Raw genomic sequence first — 18,107 nt, forward strand, 5'->3', positions numbered from 1 at the left:
AGCGTCACATGGACGTGCCGAAGGAGCGAGTTTTGGACACCCACTCCCAACGGGCACCTCCCTCCAAGCAATAGGCAACCGAGGCTTCAGGCAGCAGCCAAAGCCTTAGGCAACCTCAAACAAGCCAGCCGCACCCATACCAGTGCCAACGCACATAGTGACCACGACGTATTTTACGCCCCGGCGCTTGCCTTCGATCAGGGCGTGGCCGACCAGGCGGGAGCCGGTGGTGCCGTAGGGGTGGCCGACGGCGATGGCGCCACCGTTGACGTTCAGGCGGTCCATGGGGATGCCAAGTTTGCGCTGGCAGTACAGAACCTGCACGGCGAAGGCTTCGTTGAGTTCCCACAGACCGATGTCGTCGACGGACAGGCCGGCGCGTTTGAGCAGTTTGGGAACCGCGAAGACCGGGCCGATGCCCATTTCGTCGGGTTCGCAACCGGCAACCGCGAAACCACGGAAGATGCCCAGCGGAGTGGCGCCGCGCTGTTCGGCCACTTTGCTGTCCATCAGCACGCAGGCAGAGGCGCCGTCGGAGAACTGGCTGGCGTTGCCGGCGGTGACCACGCCGCCTTCCATTGCTGAGCGGATCTTGCTGACGCCTTCCAGGTTGGTGCCCGGGCGGATGCCTTCGTCCTGGCTGATGGTGACTTCCTGGCTGCTGAGCTGGCCGGTGGCCTTGTCAGCCACGCCCATGGTGGTGGTGATGGGTACGATTTCGTCGTCGAACTTGCCGTCCTGGCGAGCCTGATCGGCCAGGTTCTGGCTGCGGACGCCGTATTCGTCCATGTCTTCTTTCTTGATGTCGTAACGCTTGGCCACGGTTTCCGCCGTGTCCAGCATGGACCAGTACAGCTCCGGCTTGTGCTTTGCCAGCCAGGGTTCCATGAAGTAGTTCTGGTTGACGTTGGCCTGCACGGTGGAGATGGATTCCACACCGCCGGCGACCATGACCGGTACTTTATCCACAGCAATGTGGTGCGCTGCCATGGCGATGGCCTGCAAGCCGGACGAGCAGAAGCGGTTGATGGTCGCGCCGCCTACGGTCACAGGCAGGCCAGCACGGATGGCACCCATGCGGGCCACGTCGTTACCGGTGGAGCCTTCTGGCAGGGCGCAGCCCATCAGCACGTCTTCGATCTCGTTGGGGTCGACCTTGGAGCGCTCGACCGCGTGCTGGATGGCGTGACCGGCCAAAGTTGCGCCGTGGGTCATGTTCAGGCCGCCGCGCCAGGATTTGGCCAGGGGCGTGCGGGCGGTGGATACGATGACAACATCATTGGACATAACAATTCTCCTTCGTTCGAAGCGCCTGTTTATCGATAAAGGGCAGGCGCCCCGAGGGTATTGGTGGACCGGTTATTTAGCGTCGAAGCCTTTGCCTTCTTCGGCACGCTTGGCCAACAGGGCTGCGGGCTCCCAGAAACCAGGCTGGGTGTGGCGGTCTTCGGTGAAGGCCTGCATGGCGCGAACCACGTTGGGCAGCCCGACTTCCTCGGCGTAATGCATGGGGCCGCCGCGGAACACGGGGAAGCCGTAACCGGTCAGGTACACCATGTCGATGTCGGAGGCCCGCTGGGCAATGCCCTCGTCCAGAATCTGGGCGCCTTCGTTCACCAGTGCATACACGCAACGTTCAACGATTTCCTGATTGCTGACCTTGCGTGGTTTGATGCCCAGTTCAGCGCGGACTTCGTCCACCACTTTGTCCACTTCCGGGTCGTGCAGGGCGTTGCGGTTGCCCGGCTCGTAGCGGTAGAAACCGGCACCGGTCTTCTGGCCGTAACGGCCCATTTCACAGATGCGGTCGGCCAGCACCATCTTCACCATGTCCGGGTTTTCTTCGTACTGACGCTTGCGGATGGCCCAGCCGATGTCGCCGCCGGCCAGGTCGGCCATGCGCAGTGGGCCCATGGCAAAGCCGAACTTCTCGATGGCCTTGTCGATCTGCTGCACGCTGGCGCCTTCTTCCAGCATCAGCAGGGCTTCACGCTGGTACTGGTTGATCATGCGGTTGCCGATAAAGCCATCGCACACGCCGGAGACCACAGCGGTCTTCTTGATGGCCTTGGCCAGTTTCATGGCCGTAGCGAGTACGTCCTTGGCGGTTTTCTCGCCGCGAACCACTTCCAGAAGTTTCATGATGTTGGCCGGACTGAAGAAGTGCAGGCCGATGACGTCTTCCGGACGCTTGGTGAAGCTGGCGATCTTGTTCAGGTCCAGGGTGGAGGTGTTGGAGGCCAGGATCGCGCCCTGTTTGCACACTTCGTCCAGCTTTTCGAACACGGACTGTTTGACGCCCATTTCCTCGAACACGGCTTCGATCACCAGGTCGACACTGCTCAGGTCGTCATAGGTGAGGGATGGGGTCAACAGAGCCATCTTGGCCTTGGCGTCGTCCTCGCTCATGCGGCCTTTTTTCACGCGGCCTTCGTAGACCTTGCGAATGGCTTCCACGCCACGGTCCAGGCCTTCCTGCTTCATCTCGACCAGCGTCACCGGGATGCCGGCGTTCAGGAAGTTGATGCTGATGCCGGTGCCCATGGTGCCGCCGCCAATCACGCCGACAGACTTGATGTCACGGGTCGGGGTGTCGGACGGCACGTCGGCAATCTTGCTGGTCAGGCGCTCGGAGAAGAACGCGTGACGCAGGGCGCGGGATTCGGGGGTCTGCATCAGATTAACGAAGGCTTCGCGCTCAACCTCCATGCCCTTGTCGAACGGCATGGTGACGGCGGCTTTCACAGCTTCGACACACTTCAGCGGGGCCGGGTAGTTCTTGGCCATGGCGCCGACGGTGTTCTGGGTGAACATGAAGAAGCCTTCCGGGTTCGGGTGCTTGGCTTTCAGGTCGCGCACTTTTTTCAGCGGCAGGTTCTCGCTGACCACCTTGGTGGCGTAGGCAATGGCCGCGTCCAGCAATTCGCCGTCGATAATCTCATCGAACAGGGCGCTGCCCTTGAACTGTTTGGCAGGTACGACGCTGCCGGAGACGATCATATTTACAGCGTGCTCAGCTCCGATGACTCGTGGCAGGCGTTGAGTACCGCCGGCGCCTGGCAGCAGGCCCAATTTTACTTCCGGCAGGGCGATTTGCGCGTCCGGCTTGGCGATGCGGTAGTGGCAACCCAGGGCCAGTTCCAGTCCGCCGCCCATGCAGGCGCCGCTGATGGCCGCGATCACCGGCTTGCGGCTGCTTTCCACGTAGTTGACTACCGTGTTCAGGTTGGGTTCGGCAAAGGCTTTGGGAGAGCCGAACTCGCTGATGTCGGCGCCGCCGGAGAAGGCACGGTCGGAGCCGATCAGTACCACGGCTTTCACTGCATCATCGGCTTCTGCCTGCTGGATACCGTTAACAATACCCCGGCGGAGTTCAAGGCCCAGGCCATTGACGGGCGGGTTGTCGAGTCGGATGACGGCGATGTTGCCGTTCACATCGTAATGGGCAGTACTCATGTAGCAGCTCCCTGATACTGGCATTGGATAGTAGGCGGTGTACGGAAGACCTGTTGAATTATCCATACACTGGTGTATTGTTTGTCCATACACTAATGTATGTTTTGGGCGGGGTCAACGCTTTCAAACATGGCTCCGCTGTTGATGTAGAATTCACACCCAACAGCCAGTAGCAGGACCAGATTCCACCATGACGGATGCCAAACCTCAGAAACGCCGCAGCCGCAAGACGCCGGAAAAAGCGCAGTTGACCCGCGACGCCTGGCTGGATGCGGCCGCCGGCGAGGTTGCAGCCGGTGGTTTCAGCAACCTGAGGGTGCTGACCCTGGCAAAAAAGCTCGGTGTGACCCGTGGCAGTTTTTACTGGCACTTCAAGGACCACGAAGACCTGGTGGTGCGTTTCCTCAACCGCTGGCGGGACCGGCGTCTGCACGAGCTTCAGTACTGGAAACCCAAGGGTGGGGATGTCGAAACCGAATTGCGGCAAATTCTGGAACTGTTGCTCACCGATGCGTCCCGTAATATCCGTCGCCTGCAGGTGGAGCTGGCGGTGCGGGATTTTGCCCGCAGAAATGACTACGCGGCTGATCTGGTCACGCAGGTGGACGAAGCGCGCATCAACCAGAACTGCGAGCTGTACGAACGGCTGAGCAGCGATCCCCAGCGCATTCGCGATCTGTCGCTGCTGATGTACGTGGCCACCATCGGCTCCCAAGTGGTGCTTACGGGGAAGAAGGGCGATGCTGAAACCATACGCCGGGTGGAAGACCTGATGGCGCGCGTGGCTTTGGGGCAGCGGGATGACAGCTAGATGGCCGGCCCTGGTCCTGCTTGCTCTCTGTGCCGGCACCCTCCATGCTGCCGAAGATGAATGTATGGCCGGCGCTACAACCGAACTGGAACAGATGTATTGCCGCGTAGTGAGCGAAGGGCTCGGAGGGGGCTTGCCATCACCTACGGATTTCAAGCGCAACGATCCGCAGGTGCAGGCATTGCTTCTGCGGCGCCCTGCCGGGCGGCTGGGCCTGGAAGTGCCTGAGCCGGGTGCTCCCGCGCAAGCCGACCCCAGCCCCGAACCGTCTGGCGCGGAACCGGAACCCGCTCGGTCCGGGCCTGAAGGAAGCCCGCCGCAAAGCGGGTTGCTTTCGGACTGCCAACTGGAAGGCCAGCGCATTGCCTGTCCCCGGCAGCGCTATGATCTGGTCTCAAACCAACCCAACAGCCAGCTGGCGGAAGGGGCCCTGGCGGAGGATAACCGCCTTGGCCTGCGTCCGTTCGAGGGCAATCGCGATGATTCAGAGGCCGTGCGCCGATACCTCTCCGAGGCCTACGACCGCTACATCCCCAAGATGGTGGACATCGGCCTGGGCGCCAACACCATGAGCTTCACGGCGTTCCACAACGCCTTTCACACCATTGAGGATGGCGGCGTCGACTTTGCCCGGCGTATGGAGCAGACCTTCACCTTGCTGAAGCAGGACAAGAAAAAACTCGCGGTAAAAGCCCGTTACCACAACGAGCTTCCGCAGGACCTTTCCCTGTGCACGGTGATCAACCGCGAAATCGTGGTGTGCGACAACGTCGGTACCAACTGGGTCTACGTCAGCCCATCCAGGTAATAGCTCAGGCTGTGTCCAGGAAATCGTTGAGATACCCGGCGACGGCTTCGGGTTGCTCTTCCTGCAGGAAGTGGCCAGCCTCCACCTCCTTCACTCGCAAGTCTGCGAAGCATTCCTCAATATGATTGAGGTACTCCGGAATGATCACCTTGTCCTTGTTGCCGTAGATGTACAGGGCGGGCATGGGCCACGTATGGCCTGCCGTGGTGGCCCAGCGTTTGGCGTCTTCGTGGAAGGTGCGGTAGTAATTGGAGCTGGTACCCGGCGTTCCCGGAATCTGGAAGGTGCGCACGTATTCGTCGAATGCGTCCCGTGGAAACGGTTCGCGGTTCCAGGTGCGCAGGAAATGCCCCAGCCAGGTCTCTTCGGCGCCGGGAATCATCGCTTCAGGCAGGCCTGGCGTCTGCATGAAGTGCTGATACCAGTAGGCTGCACCGCTGCTGGCGCGGACCTTCTCGATCACTTCCTGGTTGCCCTTGAGGTTGTTGATGATGGCGATGTTCATGATCACCAACCTTTGCACCCGGTCGGGAATGGCCAGTGCGACTTCCTGGGCGACGATGCCGCCCCAGTCGTGGCCCACCAGTTGAAATTCATCAATACCAAGTTGGTCCAGCAGGCTGATCACATCCTGTGCCATTTCCTGCTTGCGGTAGTGTTCGATGTCCGGACTGCGTTCACTGTCGCCCAACCCTCGCAGGTCGGGGGCGATGATGTGAAAACCCGCCTTCAGATACGCTGCCACGTGCTCCCAGCAGTAGGAGCTCTCCGGCCAGCCGTGGATCATCACCAGCGCCTTGCCACCGGGTGCCCCGCCTTCTCGCCAGGCGAAGCGTCCCCGGGGCGTTTGTCGCTGTTTAGGTTCAGACAGGTGCATGGCTGGGCTCCGTGAATGCGAATGGTACTGCTGCCAGACCATAAACGGACTGACGCAATCGCGCAATCAGAGGGTGTCCACCGGCCGGCCCAGATCCCGAAGCACCGTGTCCACAACCATGGGGCTCCAGAGCAGGCGGTGATGGCCCAGGCCACGGGTGCGGAGCACGTTGGCGTTTTCCCAGTTGTTGAAAACCCGTTCGCTTTCGTCTGGCGAGATGGAGGTGTCATCGTCATCAATGACCGTCAGGCCCCGCTGGGTGAGGGTCCGTGACAGGACTTCCAGGTCGAGTTGCTCCCAGACGGATTTGCCGAAACGCTCCTCCATCAATTGCAGATGCACCGCCAGAACGTTCTGACTCAGGCCGAGTTGACGGCCCAGGTTATCCATCACCGCCGTGAGGCTGACGGGCGGCGCCAGCATGACCAGATAATCAGGCTGAAGGCCGTCCGCGATCGCGCGGGCAGCGGCAATGCAGCCAATGGAATGGGCCAGCACCCCGTGGACCCGGCCGACGCTGGCCGCCACCCTGGTAACGACTTCGGCCATTTCGAACAGGTTGGTGCTCTCGCCCTGGGCACGGCCGTGGGCGGGGGCGTCGAACAGCACCACGCGATAGCCGGCTTCCACCAGCGGGTTGACCCAGGCGCCGAACTGGATGCCGGCACCGGCCCAGCCGTGAACGCCCAGAATCACAGGCCCCTGGCCCCAGGAATATACCGGAATGGTCCGGGCACCATGCTGCAGCTGGGTATAGCTGTCAGCATTGTCCAGCAGGTATTCATAGCGGGATGGCATGGGCAGGCGCGAGGGCCTGAACGCCATGCGGTTAACCAGCCGGCCGGCTTTCTCAGGGGCTATTCGACCGTAGAGTTGAAGTGCCAGGCGGATGGGCGAAAACCCCTTCGGGCCTTCAACCTTGTGGGTTGTCGGTCGCTCGAAGATCACTGATTGAGTGTTCAGTTGTGAGGTCATGGTGAAAGTCCTTCTTCCAGTGGTAGTGGATGACAGCTTCAGGTTAGGACTTGCGGGTTGCCAGCAGGAGTGTCATATTTGACATATAAAGTGCTGAAAGGGCCATTTCCATGTTCAACGTTGCCATTGTCGCCTTCCCCAACTGCCACGCCTCCGGTGTGCACGGCATCATGGATTTCTTCACCGTTGCCAACTTCTGCGGCCGCGCCCCGGCTGGCCACAGCGAGCCCCTGTTTAATTGCCAGGTGGTGACGGTGGACGACCAGCCAGTCCGCGGGTACAGCGGTGCGGTGGTGACGCCAACCTGCAAGCGTGGGGATTTTGAGCCGGACCTGATCGTGGTGGGCTCCTCGGTGGAAGCCGCCGTGGGCGCGGAACGGCTGGAGAAAACGCTCGCACCCTCAAGACCGCTTTATGGCTGGTTGCGGGAAGGCCTGGAGAGGGGCGCCGTGCTGGCGAGCGTCTGCACCGGCAGTTTCGTACTGGCGGAGGCGGGTTTGCTGGACGACCAGGTGGCCACCACCCACTGGCGGGCAGCGCCGCTGTTCCGTGCCCGCTATCCGCACCTGCGCCTGGAGGAAGACCAGTTGCTGGTGGATAACGGCCGCATCATCTGTGCCGGCGGCGCCACGGCGTTTGTGGATCTGTGTAGTTACCTGGTGGAGCGCTTCTCGTCACCGGCGGTTGCCCTGGCCTGCAGCAAGATGCTGGTGCTGGACGGCCGCCGGGCGGAGCAAACGCCCTACATGGCCTTCTACAGCCAGAAAGCCCATCAGGATGACGCTATCCGCAAGGCACAGTCCTGGCTTGAACAGCACTACGCCGATGCACTGACCATCGACGAAGTGGCTGCCGTAGCGGGCCTTGGCACCCGCACCTTCAAGCGTCGTTTCAAGGAAGCCACTGGCGAAACCCCGATCGGCTACCTGCAGCATCTGCGGATCGAGGCGGCCAAGCACCTGCTGGAATCCAGCCGCGAACAGACTGCACGCATCATCTGGAGTGTGGGTTACGAAGATGCCAGTTCGTTCCGGAGGCTGTTTAAACGCACGGTAGGCTGTACCATGGAGCAATACCGCAAGCGTTTCAGCTATGTATCCCCAAAAGTGGCCTGATGCCCCGACGATCCCCGACCGAAGACAGGACTCCCATGCCCGGCAAAAACTCCACCCGCCTCAACAAATACATCAGCGAGAGTGGCATGTGTTCCCGGCGGGAGGCCGACCGCTATATCGAGAACGGCAACGTTGCCATTAATGGCAAGGCGGCCCAGGTGGGCGATCAGGTGCTGCCCGGCGACAAGGTCACGGTGAACGGCCAGTTGATCGAGCCGCGAGACGAAGAGGACCTGATCTTTATCGCCCTCAACAAGCCCGTGGGCGTGGTCAGCACCACCGACCCGGCGGAGCGCCGTAACATCGTCAACCATGTGGGCCATGGTGAGCGGATCTTCCCCATTGGCCGACTGGACAAGGACTCCCAGGGGCTGATTTTCCTCACCAGCAATGGCGATCTGGTGAACAAAATCCTGCGCGCGGGCAACAACCACGAGAAGGAATACCTGGTCACCGTCAACAAGCCGGTGACCGCAGAATTCGTGCAGGGTATGAGCGCCGGGGTACCGATACTGGGCACGGTCACCAAACGCTGCCAGGTCGAAAAGGTGTCCCGTTTCGTGTTCCGTATTACCCTGGTTCAGGGCCTGAACCGACAGATTCGTCGCATGTGCGAGTTCTTTGATTACGAGGTCACGAAGCTCGAACGTGTGCGCATCATGAATATCAGCCTCAAAGGACTAGCAGTCGGAGAGTGGCGGGATCTGGGGCCGAAGGAGCTGGCCGGGTTGTTTGACATGATCCGCGATTCGTCCTCGGAAGTGAGCCCCGAAACCCGTAGCGAAACGAAAAAGCCGGCGAGCAAGCGGCCTGGCAAAAAGCCCGGGACATCGCCGTCAGGACCGCGTGGAAAGGGCGCAAAGGCAGGACAGCCCGGTCGGCCAGGAAAGCCCGCTGGAAAAACCGGCAAACCCCCGCGCCCGGGCAAAGCCAGCAAGCCGGGAAAGCCGGGAAAGTCACGCAAACCCAGGCAAAGCAGCGTTAAGCGCTAGGATACGTTCACTTCCGTACGGCACGAAGGCGCCACTGTCGCTATGCTATACCGTTTTTACCCCTGACCGGATATTCTGAATGTTTGAAGCGTTTATCAGTACCTACATCAGCAGCACGATCCGCTTTATGTTCCTGCTGGCGCCGTTTTTCGTGGTCACCATGTTTCTGGCGTTAACCCGGGGGCTGCCGGCGTCTGAGAAGCGTTCGATTATCCGCCGTTCCACCGTATCCGCAATGATTCTGGGGTTGGTACTGTTCTTTGCCGGCCCACTGTTGTTCAGTGCCATTGGCATTACCCTGAATTCGTTCCGGATCGGTGCTGGCAGCCTGCTGTTCCTGACCGCCATCAGCCTGGTCACCAGTGGTACCCGCAACCACGCCACGGGGTTGCCGGATGAAGACCGCGATGACATTGCCGTGGTGCCACTGGCGATTCCGGTGATGATAGGCCCTGCGACCATCGGTGCCATCCTGGTTTACGGGGCCGAGCTGAACGCTGTGCCGGAAGTGGCCGGAGGGCTTCTGGGGCTGGTGTCGGGGCTGGTTATCCTGGCGGTTCTACTGCACTTGTCCGGATACCTGGAAAAGGCGCTGGGTAAGACCGGGCTGAACATTCTCTCCAAGATCAGCGGCCTGATTCTGTCTGCCATGGCGGCGGAAATTGTATTAACGGGCATCGCTGGATTTATTGCTTCCACGTCGGCCTCCTGATGTCTTTCGATACCGTAGCGCACAATCGCAGTCGCCAGCAGTTTGACGGAGTGTCCTCCGTGTGGCTGTTCGGCTATGGCTCGCTGATCTACAAGGTGGACTTCCCCTTCCTTGAGCAGCAGCCGGCGACGATTGAAGGCTGGGCCCGACGTTTCTGGCAGGGCTCCCATGATCATCGCGGTACTCCGGAGGCTCCCGGGCGTGTGGTCACGCTGGTTAGCCAGCCTGGTGCGACATGCAAGGGCATGGCCTATCGGGTATCACCGGACGTGTTTGAGCACCTGGATGTACGTGAGAAGAACGGCTACCTGCGCTTCAGCACGACCATGACATTTGATGACGGTAGCAATGCGGAAGGCCTTGTTTATATTGCCACCGAGGACAACGCCGCTTTTCTGGGGCCCGCTTCGACGCTCGACATCGCCAGCCAGATTGCGCGTTCGTCCGGGCCGAGTGGCCCTAACAGCGAGTATCTGCTGAAGCTGGCGGACGCTTTGCGTACGCTGGGTGATCATGATCCCCACGTGTTTGAGCTGGAATCCCACCTGCGTTGATTCTGTCGTGACGGTCAGCCGGCCACGGCAACTGTAAAGACTGTCCGCGCCTGCGTAAAAGAAGTGCAAAGCCGCCGCCGATCGCCTGACTTTCCCCGGAAGTTCCGTACTCTGAAATTAGGGAGCAGCCACAGAGTGTTCGTGGATGCTAATCCGGGATCTGAAAAGATCGGGAGAAGAACGATGAAAGCATTTCTGATTGGCAGTTGTCTTGTTGGCCTGATAATGGCCACCAGCCCGGCTGTGGCAGACTCTGACAGGCGGGAGAACCACAGGGCAGGGTTCCACCAGAAAGTGGACCACGACAGGGGCATACCCCACCACAAGAAGCTTCTGTCATCCCGGCACCGCGATGCGGATGCACACCACGGCCACCGGGATCGCAAGCATGGCTGGAAAAACAAGGCTCACAACCGACACAAACACGGCTGGAAGCATAAGAAGTACCATCAGAAAAGGCATAGTTACCATGGCCACAAACGCCAGTGGAACAAACACCGTCACCATTACCGGGATGACCGTGGCACCCGTTTCCGGTTCCACTACAACAACAGTACCTACCCCATGGAGTATCAGGTGCTGCAGGGTGCTCAGCTACTGATTGATGTCACCCGTTGATTGTTTGGGGTTGAAGCCTCTCGCCGGCGCCTGTGAACGGCGCCGGCTCTTTAGTCCAATCATTATCAGCGGGGATTCTGCCTCAAAAAAAGACCGCTTCTAAACAAAAGCGGACATTCGAGAACCACCCATCTCCGCCCATTTTTTTCTCAAGCGTCTCTCTGATACCCACGATTTCCAATACTCAGAAACGTTCGATCGACCCGGTTGCGACCGGTGAATCTCGATGGCGAAACGGCCTGTTGCTAAAGTGGGGGTATAATGGAAAACACTCAAAAACGCCAAAATTCCTGCGGTTTAATGTGCACGGCTCTGCACACACACTTTTCACAAAGCATTTCTGTAGGTATCTGTTTCGGCGTGGGAAAAGTTCGTCCCTCTGGATTTAACTTGCAAAAACGTGCATAAATATCCCGCGTGCAGACTTTTCACAAGATCAGGATCTCAAAAGTCCTCTGGGATAGAAAGGTAATGCTCTGAAAAATCGAGCTTATTCGGGTTGTGAAGCAGTTTTGGACGGGGCGATGGTGCTGCGGTTTAATAAGAATGCAAACTAATAAGCTGTTATGTGTAAGCAGTCGATAAGCAATTTGGGGAGTCGAATGGAAGAGGAAGAAAAGGAAGTAAAGAAGGCATTGCTGGGCTGCGTTCCCCTGATAGTTTTGGGAGTGCTGGCTCCAGTCGCAGCTTATTTTTCTTTCCTTCGACCTGAGGGCGAGGCGGCAGACATTTGGTTCCAACGTAGCGGAGCTATCAGTGTCCTTTTCGGTGTTTGGGCGGAGTACAACCTTTCCAAAGTAAATGAGCACGTCAACCTTTCAGGAATTGTCATCAGTTCTCAGACAGAGCTTAGTCAGCGTTACAAGTTGCGATACCGTATAGCACAGTATCTCGGCGTGGTGCTGGCTATTTCCGGCACTGTCATCTGGGGGTATGGTGATCTTCTCCGGTAGCCCACATAACCAAACGCTTAAGTTCGTTACCGGCCTGGCGGCCGTCCACCGGACGCCCTTGTCAGGGCGCCGCTTAGCTTTGCGTTATGCATAAGGGAGTTTCATGTCTGATTTTTGGATCGAAACGCTAAACCCACGCGTTTTCTGGACGGCTTTGGCAGCCATCGGGACATTGATGGCGGTGTTAGTGGCTTTGCTTTATCCACTTTCAACTAAATATTTCCGCAATAATCGAATAGAGATGCTGATAGAGGCGGAAATAAAAGGCAATTTCGACAAAATTCGGCATATGACCTCGAAAGAAGATCACCAGCTCCCGCGGGGTCAAAAAATTGGTGCTATGCAACACCACGATGCTTTAGTGAAGCACGTTGACCTCCGCCTGTGGGAGCAGTATCGCTATATATTGGCTGCCGAGAGACCATTAGCATTCCAAAAATATCAAGGAATCAACAGGTATGCAGAGGCCCTTCTTGATGCACCTCCTAACCCTGCAATCATGCGTTTAGCAGTTCAAGTGGCAGAAGCTCAGTCTTTCGTCGCAAGGTTTGAAGAGGTCTTCGGGCAGCAGCCTTAATGCATAACCAGTTGTTGCAGTATGTTCCGGGCCTGAAGGCCCACCACCGGGCGCCCTTTTCTTCGCTTCGCTACGAAAAGGGCGCCGCTGAACAATAGCGTTATGTTTCTAGGAAGGATTCGGGATGAGCTTTAAGTCGTGGCGTAGCTATTTAATTTTTAAAAATTCGGTAGATACAAAGCATCGCTATATACTAGATGAAGTATCTAAAGAGTTTCTCAATTCCATTATTGAAACTTGCGGCGATCGTGAACGGCCTTTAAAAGCAGGGTCAGTTGTTTGGCGTGCCCAGAATGGTCATTCTTGGAGGCCTTATTACCAACATAACCCTGAAACTGAAGAAGATATACATATTGATGATTTTCCAGCACCGTTTCCGAAGGCTCGAATGAAACCTTTGGTAGATAGTGCAGCCGAAGGTAGAGCTAACTCAAAAGGAATTCCATGCCTGTATGTTGCTACAGACAAAGAGACTGCTATGTCTGAGATACGTCCCTGGCTTGGAGCAATTCTGTCAGTAGGTCAACTCAGGTTGACCAGAGATCTAAGAGTTCTTGATTTTTCAGTAGAGCAGGGAAAAGACAACCTCCATTTGTATTTTAAAGAGCCTGCGCCTGAAGAAATTGTCCGCGCAGTTTGGTCAGATATTGACAACGCCTTCTCAAAACCAACTAAAGCTTCCGATCTAAAGTCAGAATATGCTCCGACTCAAATAATCTCCGAGTTTATAAAGTCGAAGGGATACGATGGTATTGCCTATAAAAGCGCTTTGGCCGACGGTCACAATATATGTCTTTTTGACTTGGAAGCAGCGGAGGTCGTAAATTGCGCTATTTATGAACCAACAAAAATAATTTTCGATTTTAAAAGGGTAGAAGAGTATTGAGATGATATTTTCAGAAATGCATAACAAGAGCATGTTGTCGGACGGGGTTTTCGCTGCGCTACAAACCAGCCGCAAATGCTGACGTTATAGGGATTAAGGAGTTCCCGTGATCGAATGGGTTTTGGTACTTACTATGCACATCGTCGCCGAGAGAGGCGGGCCTATGCCCGATGTTCAAATGCAAACTGTTGATGGGTTCACTTCATCGGCCGCATGCGAGAACGCAGGCCAGAGAATCGGTAGAGCGTTAATCAAACAGGTCGGGAAACACCGAGATCAGCAAAATATTGACCGGCGTGGTGGGATCGGTTTTCCTTCAGTTTACACTGAATGCCTTAAGGTCAATAAGTAACCACTATAACAAGGTCATTAAGGTTGTTCCGGGCCGTTGGCCCTCCACCGGACGCCCTTGTCAGGGCGCTGCTTATGGCTGGCGTTATACAGCCATGGGTAGTCCCAATGCGGAGACAGAATGAGTCAAGCTGAAATGTTCGCCAACCTTGGCGCCCCGCTCAATAATGTTCGTTGGTCTTGGGGCAGCGTTAGGGAGTCTGATGGTGCTGTATTTCTGCGAGTGTGGCAGGACGGTACCCGAAAAATAGATGGCAAACGGTTCATCTGGATTTCGGATGAGAATCTACCAGAGGGAGATTTAGGGGCAAACGAGCGGTTGCAACACGTTAAGCTTATCAAGTCTGGTCAGTCGTGTTATCTCATCATGTGTCAAGCCGTTGACACTAAAGCTGCGCCAAGACAAGTGCAGAGCTTCAACGCAAAGGAAGTCTTCTGTGGCGGCGAGGTTATTCTCGACGACGGTGCCTATTGGATTGAGCTCAATGGCAGAATCCCAGTGAAGGAAGTCACTGTATAACAAGGCCAGGCACGCGACGCCTACTGTATTACGGCTTCGCCTCCATTCCATAGCCTTGCATGCTGGCTGGCGTTATACCAATTGCAGCGCTTATCTTCCTCTAAAGCCTGTTAGATGCGAGGAGCTCTGAGAAAGTGAAGAGCTCAATCCCACCTAAAGAAGGTTCTAGCTGATGAAATATACTAAAGCGATAGAAAGAGTCAGGAGTGGCGAGATGTCGCGATCCGATCTCGTAAGGCTCAAGCGCAATGCCGAACAAAAGCTAGCAACAGGCGATACAGAAGCTCAGCAAGTTCTAAGCGCCATCAACAACGCCACTCCAACAGACTCATACGTTCTTTTCATGGGTTTTTGTCCGGGAGCTGACTTCAGCGAGCGTTTAGATACGGAATGGAAAGAACAGGGCATTTGTAGATTTGATTATCTTGAGAGTGAGCATCAAGCGGAACGGTTTAACTCCATCTGCAAAGGCGATTTAGTTGTCCTAAAGAAACGAGAAAAGTTCGGTAAGACGATGAAGCTATATGGTCATGGCCGAGTTAAAGCGGTGGCTTATGATGACGACCAAATTCGTTATTTGAAGATGGATTGGTTTGATCAAGATCAGGTGATTGAAGTTCCTTTGATGGGCTGTAATTCTACTGTTGACGTTAAATCGATCGAGATGGTTGAGGACGAGATGCCCCAGGAATTCTACGAGTGGCTGGAGGTATAACCAATGCGTCAACGGGGCCGGTTTGTTCCGCTTCGCTCCACAAACCGGCCCATTACGCTGGCGTTAAGCACAAGGAAGGTTCATGCACGCGAATATAGCCCGCTACGGAATAATTCTGAACACGGAAAATTTTGAGGCGTGTGTGGCGTTCTATCGAGACCTCTTTGGCCTGCGTCAGCTGTTCGAGAAAGACGAGAACGGCTTTAAGCTAACCTGCCTCGAATACGGAGAGGGTTACTTGATGGTGGAACAAGGCGGCAAAGCAAAGAACGGCGTCAAGTCGCCCAAAGAGGGGAGCTTCAAGCTGCGTTTCAACGTCAAGGACCTGGAGAAGGCCTTGGGAGAAATTAGAGAATGGGGCATCGACGTTGACATCACAGAAAACCCTTGGGGCAGGACCATCAACATCAGTGATCCCGATGGCAATCGGGTCGGTGTTAGAGATGAAGCCGGCTTCGTTCGTCAGATCAATGCTTAAGCAAGTGGCTGTGGGGCGATACCACTTTCTGCATTACACCCAGTTCAGCTGTTCCATCCGAATGTTCGCTTTGCGACCGAGAGTTGCATCGTGGGCGTAACTACCAGCCAGGTTATAAAGTCGCCATCGTCGAGCCAGTGGAAATTTCACACGGGTCGTCGCAGGCGTTGTTCGGACAAGAAACAATCAGACCCCCGACGGGCCGGCGCTTGCCTCAAGTCGCCGGATCCGTCCCGTTTCGCGGGCGCACTCGTTTTTTACGTAGGCTTTGCAGATCTTGTTCAAAGCATTCGCGCTGACGTGGATTACGGCGACGGTCGCCCGCGCCATAAGGGCTTTTGTGCGCTCGATACCAGGTCGGCACGACAAAACCGAGGAAGAAACCGACCAAAGCCATGCGTAGCGTAATCCGCCAGAAGAAAAACTGTTCTGGCGTCGCGGGCAGATATACAATACTGAAGCGGTCCGGGCTTAGCGATTCCAACAACGGTAATGCGATAAAGGCAGCAATCAGCGCGGCGCCGATGGCGCAGAGAACGGCGTCGGTGAAACTGCCCCATTGCCGATAGCGCCGCCAGCCCAAGAGCTTGCTCACATCGGGGTATTCACCGCTGCTCAAGCGAATCGCGAGCAACAGCGCGATGCCGGCGTGCAGAATCGCCCAAGGGTAACTGCAGTTCAGATAACGGTCGATACCGGCGGCGCAGCTTGGCGAAGGAGGCGGTAAAAACTGGTTTGCCGCGAGAATAATCAGGAAGCCGAGTGCGGCCGCCAGCAGGGTCGAGGCTATCGGATATACCAGATTGGGCGCGTAGCGCCTGGTCGCGGCGTCGCACAGCCCCGGGCAAAACCTGGCCAGCAGGACGGGCGAGATGACGGCGCTGAACATCATCGCCCCGATCATCGTTGCCTTGACCGGGCCGAGCTTGAAGCTCAGCGGCACCACGATAATACCGCATAGGATGAGCACCAGCATAAGCATGTCGTTAGCGTCCGGTAGGGGACCGCTCGGTTTCGGCTCGAGTTCAAAGCCGATTTCACGGAACTTGCGGACTCGCTCATTATCGCTGTAATGCGAATGCAGCGAAACCCCGGCCATCAGGGTGTAGAGTTTTTTCTGCAATATGCCGCAATTGGCGCGAAATTCGTTTTCACGCTCGACCAACTCGTCGCTCTTGTCGCCGTCCAGTGTGCGTAACTGGCCCAGACATACCAGTGCGTCGCCGAGTAACCGCCGGCGCATGTTCTTGACCTCGTCGACCGATCGCAGGTCGCTGTCGGGATCCCTGAGCGCGGCGAAGGCGGTCTTGTAGTGATCGTCCGCCTCCCAGTGCCTTAGCTGCTCCTTCAACAGCATGCACTTAGTCCAAAGCGATGGCGTGGTCGGTTGATCGGGATCGTACTCGATGTCGCTCTTCTCGAACCCCTCCAACAGTGCCAGTTTGCGTACATGATCCAGCAAATCCTGCGGGGGATTATAGCGCGCCATCTTCAGCCGGTTGATTTCGCGCAGTTGCTGGGCAGGTATCAGGGCGCGCTCGTACAACCAGGTGCGAATCAACGTATCGCCCCAGAGCAGCGGCGGCACATTGGGCAGAATCAGTACCACGAACGCAGCGACGACCAGCGGTTGTGCCTTGCTGATGTCGGGTACTCCCTTGGCAACGAACCATCCGATGATGTCATGCAGCTGCTGCCTGATATCCGGCTGGTACAGCAACAGCAGATAGACCAGAATCCCGATCGAGGCATAACATATTTGGTATAGCCGATAACGAAACGCGGTCGTATTCGCGCGTGGAGGTTTTAGCAGGATACTTTGCCGGCCGGGGTTCCAGCTCAGCATACCTTTCAGGAAAAGTAGCCATTTCTTGTCGTCCGGCGCCGCCTCCGTGAGCAACAAGCGGGGATTGTTGAATCGAGCCATTGCGGCCATTAGTACAATGAGGGCACCGAGAAAAGCAATAATCTCGTCCGCGAGAGATGCCAAAGTATCCATACCGTGCTCTCACTCAAGAGATAGGTATCTCAAAGGCTACGACTCCACTGCGCAAATGTCCAGTAGCGCCGATGCAGGGCCAGATGCGCTGCTTCGCTGGCGGGGCCTAGCATAAGGGGCAGTTTCGGTCTAAAAATTCGTTTCCGAGCAGAACCACGATACCGCTTTTGTCTGTACATAGCCGTCAAGCGGCAGGAGTGTCGGCACGTCGTTGAGCACACCGAGTCAATATGTGGTGGTTAAAGAGCATCGATTTCCGCTAATAGAATGGCGCGTAGCAACGATCGCCAAGATATAAATGCGGTTGAACGACTCCTGAGCCTTCGGGAAAAGCTCAAGAATGTTTGCCAATTGGGTGTCCATGGAACTGAGGAATTTACCCGTTCTCAGAAAAAAGCGGTGCTCTCTATTACCATGGCTCTGCTGGCTGAACCTACAGCAGGCTTTCTAAACAAAAGCGAACATTCAAGAGCCACCCATTTCCACCCAATTTTTCCTCTGGCGCCTCTCTGATACCCACTATTTTCAGAACTCAGAAACGTTCTGGTCGACCCGGTTGCGACCGGTGAAACTAGATGGCAAAACATCCTGTCGCTAAAGTGGAGGTAAAATGAAAAACCCTCAAAAACGCCAAAATTTGTGCGGTTTGTATTGCATTGCTCTGCACACTTTCCACAGAACCAGGAACCCAAAAGTTGCCTGAGATAGAG

At 56.6% G+C, this 18,107-nt stretch carries 18 protein-coding genes; 13 read left to right on the forward strand and 5 right to left on the reverse strand.

All coding sequences use genetic code 11. The features are described 5' to 3' along the window. Positions 1-105: 105 nt before the first annotated feature. Both B3M52_RS19800 and B3M52_RS19805 read right to left on the reverse strand, forming a co-directional pair. Entirely contained in the window at positions 106-1,287 is a 1,182-nt protein-coding gene (locus B3M52_RS19800) for an acetyl-CoA C-acyltransferase (protein ID WP_075194648.1), read from the reverse strand. A 72-nt stretch (positions 1,288-1,359) separates the two neighbouring features. After that, complete coding sequence (locus tag B3M52_RS19805) at positions 1,360-3,456, reverse strand: 3-hydroxyacyl-CoA dehydrogenase NAD-binding domain-containing protein (protein WP_075194649.1); 2,097 nt, start codon at positions 3,454-3,456, stop codon at positions 1,360-1,362. Between the two features lie 190 nt (positions 3,457-3,646). Here B3M52_RS19805 and B3M52_RS19810 point away from each other — a divergent pair, with 190 nt between their 5' ends. Together B3M52_RS19810 and B3M52_RS19815 are read left to right on the forward strand one after the other, a co-directional pair. Beyond that, entirely contained in the window at positions 3,647-4,267 is a 621-nt protein-coding gene (locus tag B3M52_RS19810; protein WP_075194650.1) for a TetR/AcrR family transcriptional regulator, read from the forward strand. Further along, a complete protein-coding gene (locus tag B3M52_RS19815; protein ID WP_256713523.1) occupies positions 4,257-5,075 on the forward strand; it encodes a hypothetical protein in 819 nt (272 codons plus the stop codon). The genes B3M52_RS19810 and B3M52_RS19815 overlap by 11 nt, the downstream gene beginning before the upstream one ends. A 4-nt stretch (positions 5,076-5,079) precedes the next feature. On the opposite strand, the gene B3M52_RS19820 is transcribed toward B3M52_RS19815, so the two are convergent. Then, positions 5,080-5,952: an alpha/beta fold hydrolase gene (locus B3M52_RS19820; protein WP_075194651.1), complete on the reverse strand. Its 873-nt coding sequence runs from the start codon at positions 5,950-5,952 to the stop codon at positions 5,080-5,082. 66 nt (positions 5,953-6,018) lie between these two features. Beyond that, entirely contained in the window at positions 6,019-6,927 is a 909-nt protein-coding gene (locus tag B3M52_RS19825; protein ID WP_075194652.1) for an alpha/beta hydrolase, read from the reverse strand. Positions 6,928-7,037: 110 nt separating this feature from the next. On the opposite strand from B3M52_RS19825, the gene B3M52_RS19830 reads away from it, so the two are divergent. The 11 genes from B3M52_RS19830 to B3M52_RS19880 all read left to right on the forward strand — a co-directional run bounded on the left by B3M52_RS19830 (position 7,038) and on the right by B3M52_RS19880 (position 15,398). Beyond that, positions 7,038-8,042 (forward strand): GlxA family transcriptional regulator, encoded by a 1,005-nt coding sequence (locus tag B3M52_RS19830; protein WP_075194653.1) that lies wholly within the window; start codon positions 7,038-7,040, stop codon positions 8,040-8,042. Beyond that, the gene (gene rluF, locus B3M52_RS19835; protein ID WP_286750043.1) at positions 8,042-9,034 is read left to right on the forward strand and encodes a 23S rRNA pseudouridine(2604) synthase RluF; all 993 of its coding nucleotides are present in this window, start codon (positions 8,042-8,044) and stop codon (positions 9,032-9,034) included. The genes B3M52_RS19830 and rluF overlap by 1 nt, the downstream gene beginning before the upstream one ends. A gap of 79 nt (positions 9,035-9,113) precedes the next feature. After that, a complete protein-coding gene (locus tag B3M52_RS19840) occupies positions 9,114-9,746 on the forward strand; it encodes a MarC family protein (protein ID WP_036211528.1) in 633 nt (210 codons plus the stop codon). Next, complete coding sequence (locus B3M52_RS19845; RefSeq protein ID WP_036211525.1) at positions 9,746-10,300, forward strand: gamma-glutamylcyclotransferase; 555 nt, start codon at positions 9,746-9,748, stop codon at positions 10,298-10,300. The genes B3M52_RS19840 and B3M52_RS19845 overlap by 1 nt, the downstream gene beginning before the upstream one ends. Before the next feature lie 183 nt (positions 10,301-10,483). Beyond that, positions 10,484-10,918, forward strand: a complete 435-nt coding sequence (locus B3M52_RS19850) for a hypothetical protein (RefSeq protein ID WP_075194655.1) — start codon at positions 10,484-10,486, stop codon at positions 10,916-10,918. 602 nt (positions 10,919-11,520) lie between these two features. After that, positions 11,521-11,871, forward strand: a complete 351-nt coding sequence (locus B3M52_RS19855) for a hypothetical protein (RefSeq protein WP_075194656.1) — start codon at positions 11,521-11,523, stop codon at positions 11,869-11,871. A 103-nt stretch (positions 11,872-11,974) separates the two neighbouring features. Then, positions 11,975-12,448: a hypothetical protein gene (locus B3M52_RS19860; protein ID WP_075194657.1), complete on the forward strand. Its 474-nt coding sequence runs from the start codon at positions 11,975-11,977 to the stop codon at positions 12,446-12,448. 124 nt (positions 12,449-12,572) lie between these two features. Next, positions 12,573-13,334, forward strand: coding sequence for an RES family NAD+ phosphorylase (locus tag B3M52_RS19865; protein WP_075194658.1), 762 nt, complete (start codon positions 12,573-12,575; stop codon positions 13,332-13,334). Positions 13,335-13,806: 472 nt separating this feature from the next. Beyond that, a complete protein-coding gene (locus B3M52_RS19870; protein WP_075194660.1) occupies positions 13,807-14,205 on the forward strand; it encodes a hypothetical protein in 399 nt (132 codons plus the stop codon). Positions 14,206-14,419: 214 nt separating this feature from the next. Continuing rightward, positions 14,420-14,920, forward strand: coding sequence for a hypothetical protein (locus B3M52_RS19875; protein WP_226909989.1), 501 nt, complete (start codon positions 14,420-14,422; stop codon positions 14,918-14,920). A gap of 82 nt (positions 14,921-15,002) precedes the next feature. Continuing rightward, positions 15,003-15,398: a VOC family protein gene (locus tag B3M52_RS19880; protein ID WP_075194662.1), complete on the forward strand. Its 396-nt coding sequence runs from the start codon at positions 15,003-15,005 to the stop codon at positions 15,396-15,398. Between the two features lie 214 nt (positions 15,399-15,612). Here the strand turns inward: B3M52_RS19880 and B3M52_RS19885 are convergent, their stop codons facing one another. Then, a complete protein-coding gene (locus B3M52_RS19885) occupies positions 15,613-17,397 on the reverse strand; it encodes a hypothetical protein (protein WP_075194663.1) in 1,785 nt (594 codons plus the stop codon). Positions 17,398-18,107 lie beyond the last annotated feature (710 nt).

It is taken from the genome of Marinobacter sp. UBA2688 (assembly GCF_002352785.1).
Classification (GTDB): domain Bacteria; phylum Pseudomonadota; class Gammaproteobacteria; order Pseudomonadales; family Oleiphilaceae; genus Marinobacter; species Marinobacter salarius.

What these genes read in the sequence shown, in the direction of transcription:
- B3M52_RS19800 (WP_075194648.1), bottom strand. Translation starts at nt 1,287, where the DNA reads ATGTCCAATGATGTTGTCATCGTATCCACCGCCCGCACGCCCCTGGCC.
- B3M52_RS19805 (WP_075194649.1), bottom strand. Translation starts at nt 3,456, where the DNA reads ATGAGTACTGCCCATTACGATGTGAACGGCAACATCGCCGTCATCCGA.
- B3M52_RS19810 (WP_075194650.1), top strand. Translation starts at nt 3,647, where the DNA reads ATGACGGATGCCAAACCTCAGAAACGCCGCAGCCGCAAGACGCCGGAA.
- B3M52_RS19815 (WP_256713523.1), top strand. Translation starts at nt 4,257, where the DNA reads ATGACAGCTAGATGGCCGGCCCTGGTCCTGCTTGCTCTCTGTGCCGGC.
- B3M52_RS19820 (WP_075194651.1), bottom strand. Translation starts at nt 5,952, where the DNA reads ATGCACCTGTCTGAACCTAAACAGCGACAAACGCCCCGGGGACGCTTC.
- B3M52_RS19825 (WP_075194652.1), bottom strand. Translation starts at nt 6,927, where the DNA reads ATGACCTCACAACTGAACACTCAATCAGTGATCTTCGAGCGACCGACA.
- B3M52_RS19830 (WP_075194653.1), top strand. Translation starts at nt 7,038, where the DNA reads ATGTTCAACGTTGCCATTGTCGCCTTCCCCAACTGCCACGCCTCCGGT.
- rluF (WP_286750043.1), top strand. Translation starts at nt 8,042, where the DNA reads ATGCCCCGACGATCCCCGACCGAAGACAGGACTCCCATGCCCGGCAAA.
- B3M52_RS19840 (WP_036211528.1), top strand. Translation starts at nt 9,114, where the DNA reads ATGTTTGAAGCGTTTATCAGTACCTACATCAGCAGCACGATCCGCTTT.
- B3M52_RS19845 (WP_036211525.1), top strand. Translation starts at nt 9,746, where the DNA reads ATGTCTTTCGATACCGTAGCGCACAATCGCAGTCGCCAGCAGTTTGAC.
- B3M52_RS19850 (WP_075194655.1), top strand. Translation starts at nt 10,484, where the DNA reads ATGAAAGCATTTCTGATTGGCAGTTGTCTTGTTGGCCTGATAATGGCC.
- B3M52_RS19855 (WP_075194656.1), top strand. Translation starts at nt 11,521, where the DNA reads ATGGAAGAGGAAGAAAAGGAAGTAAAGAAGGCATTGCTGGGCTGCGTT.
- B3M52_RS19860 (WP_075194657.1), top strand. Translation starts at nt 11,975, where the DNA reads ATGTCTGATTTTTGGATCGAAACGCTAAACCCACGCGTTTTCTGGACG.
- B3M52_RS19865 (WP_075194658.1), top strand. Translation starts at nt 12,573, where the DNA reads ATGAGCTTTAAGTCGTGGCGTAGCTATTTAATTTTTAAAAATTCGGTA.
- B3M52_RS19870 (WP_075194660.1), top strand. Translation starts at nt 13,807, where the DNA reads ATGAGTCAAGCTGAAATGTTCGCCAACCTTGGCGCCCCGCTCAATAAT.
- B3M52_RS19875 (WP_226909989.1), top strand. Translation starts at nt 14,420, where the DNA reads ATGTCGCGATCCGATCTCGTAAGGCTCAAGCGCAATGCCGAACAAAAG.
- B3M52_RS19880 (WP_075194662.1), top strand. Translation starts at nt 15,003, where the DNA reads ATGCACGCGAATATAGCCCGCTACGGAATAATTCTGAACACGGAAAAT.
- B3M52_RS19885 (WP_075194663.1), bottom strand. Translation starts at nt 17,397, where the DNA reads ATGGATACTTTGGCATCTCTCGCGGACGAGATTATTGCTTTTCTCGGT.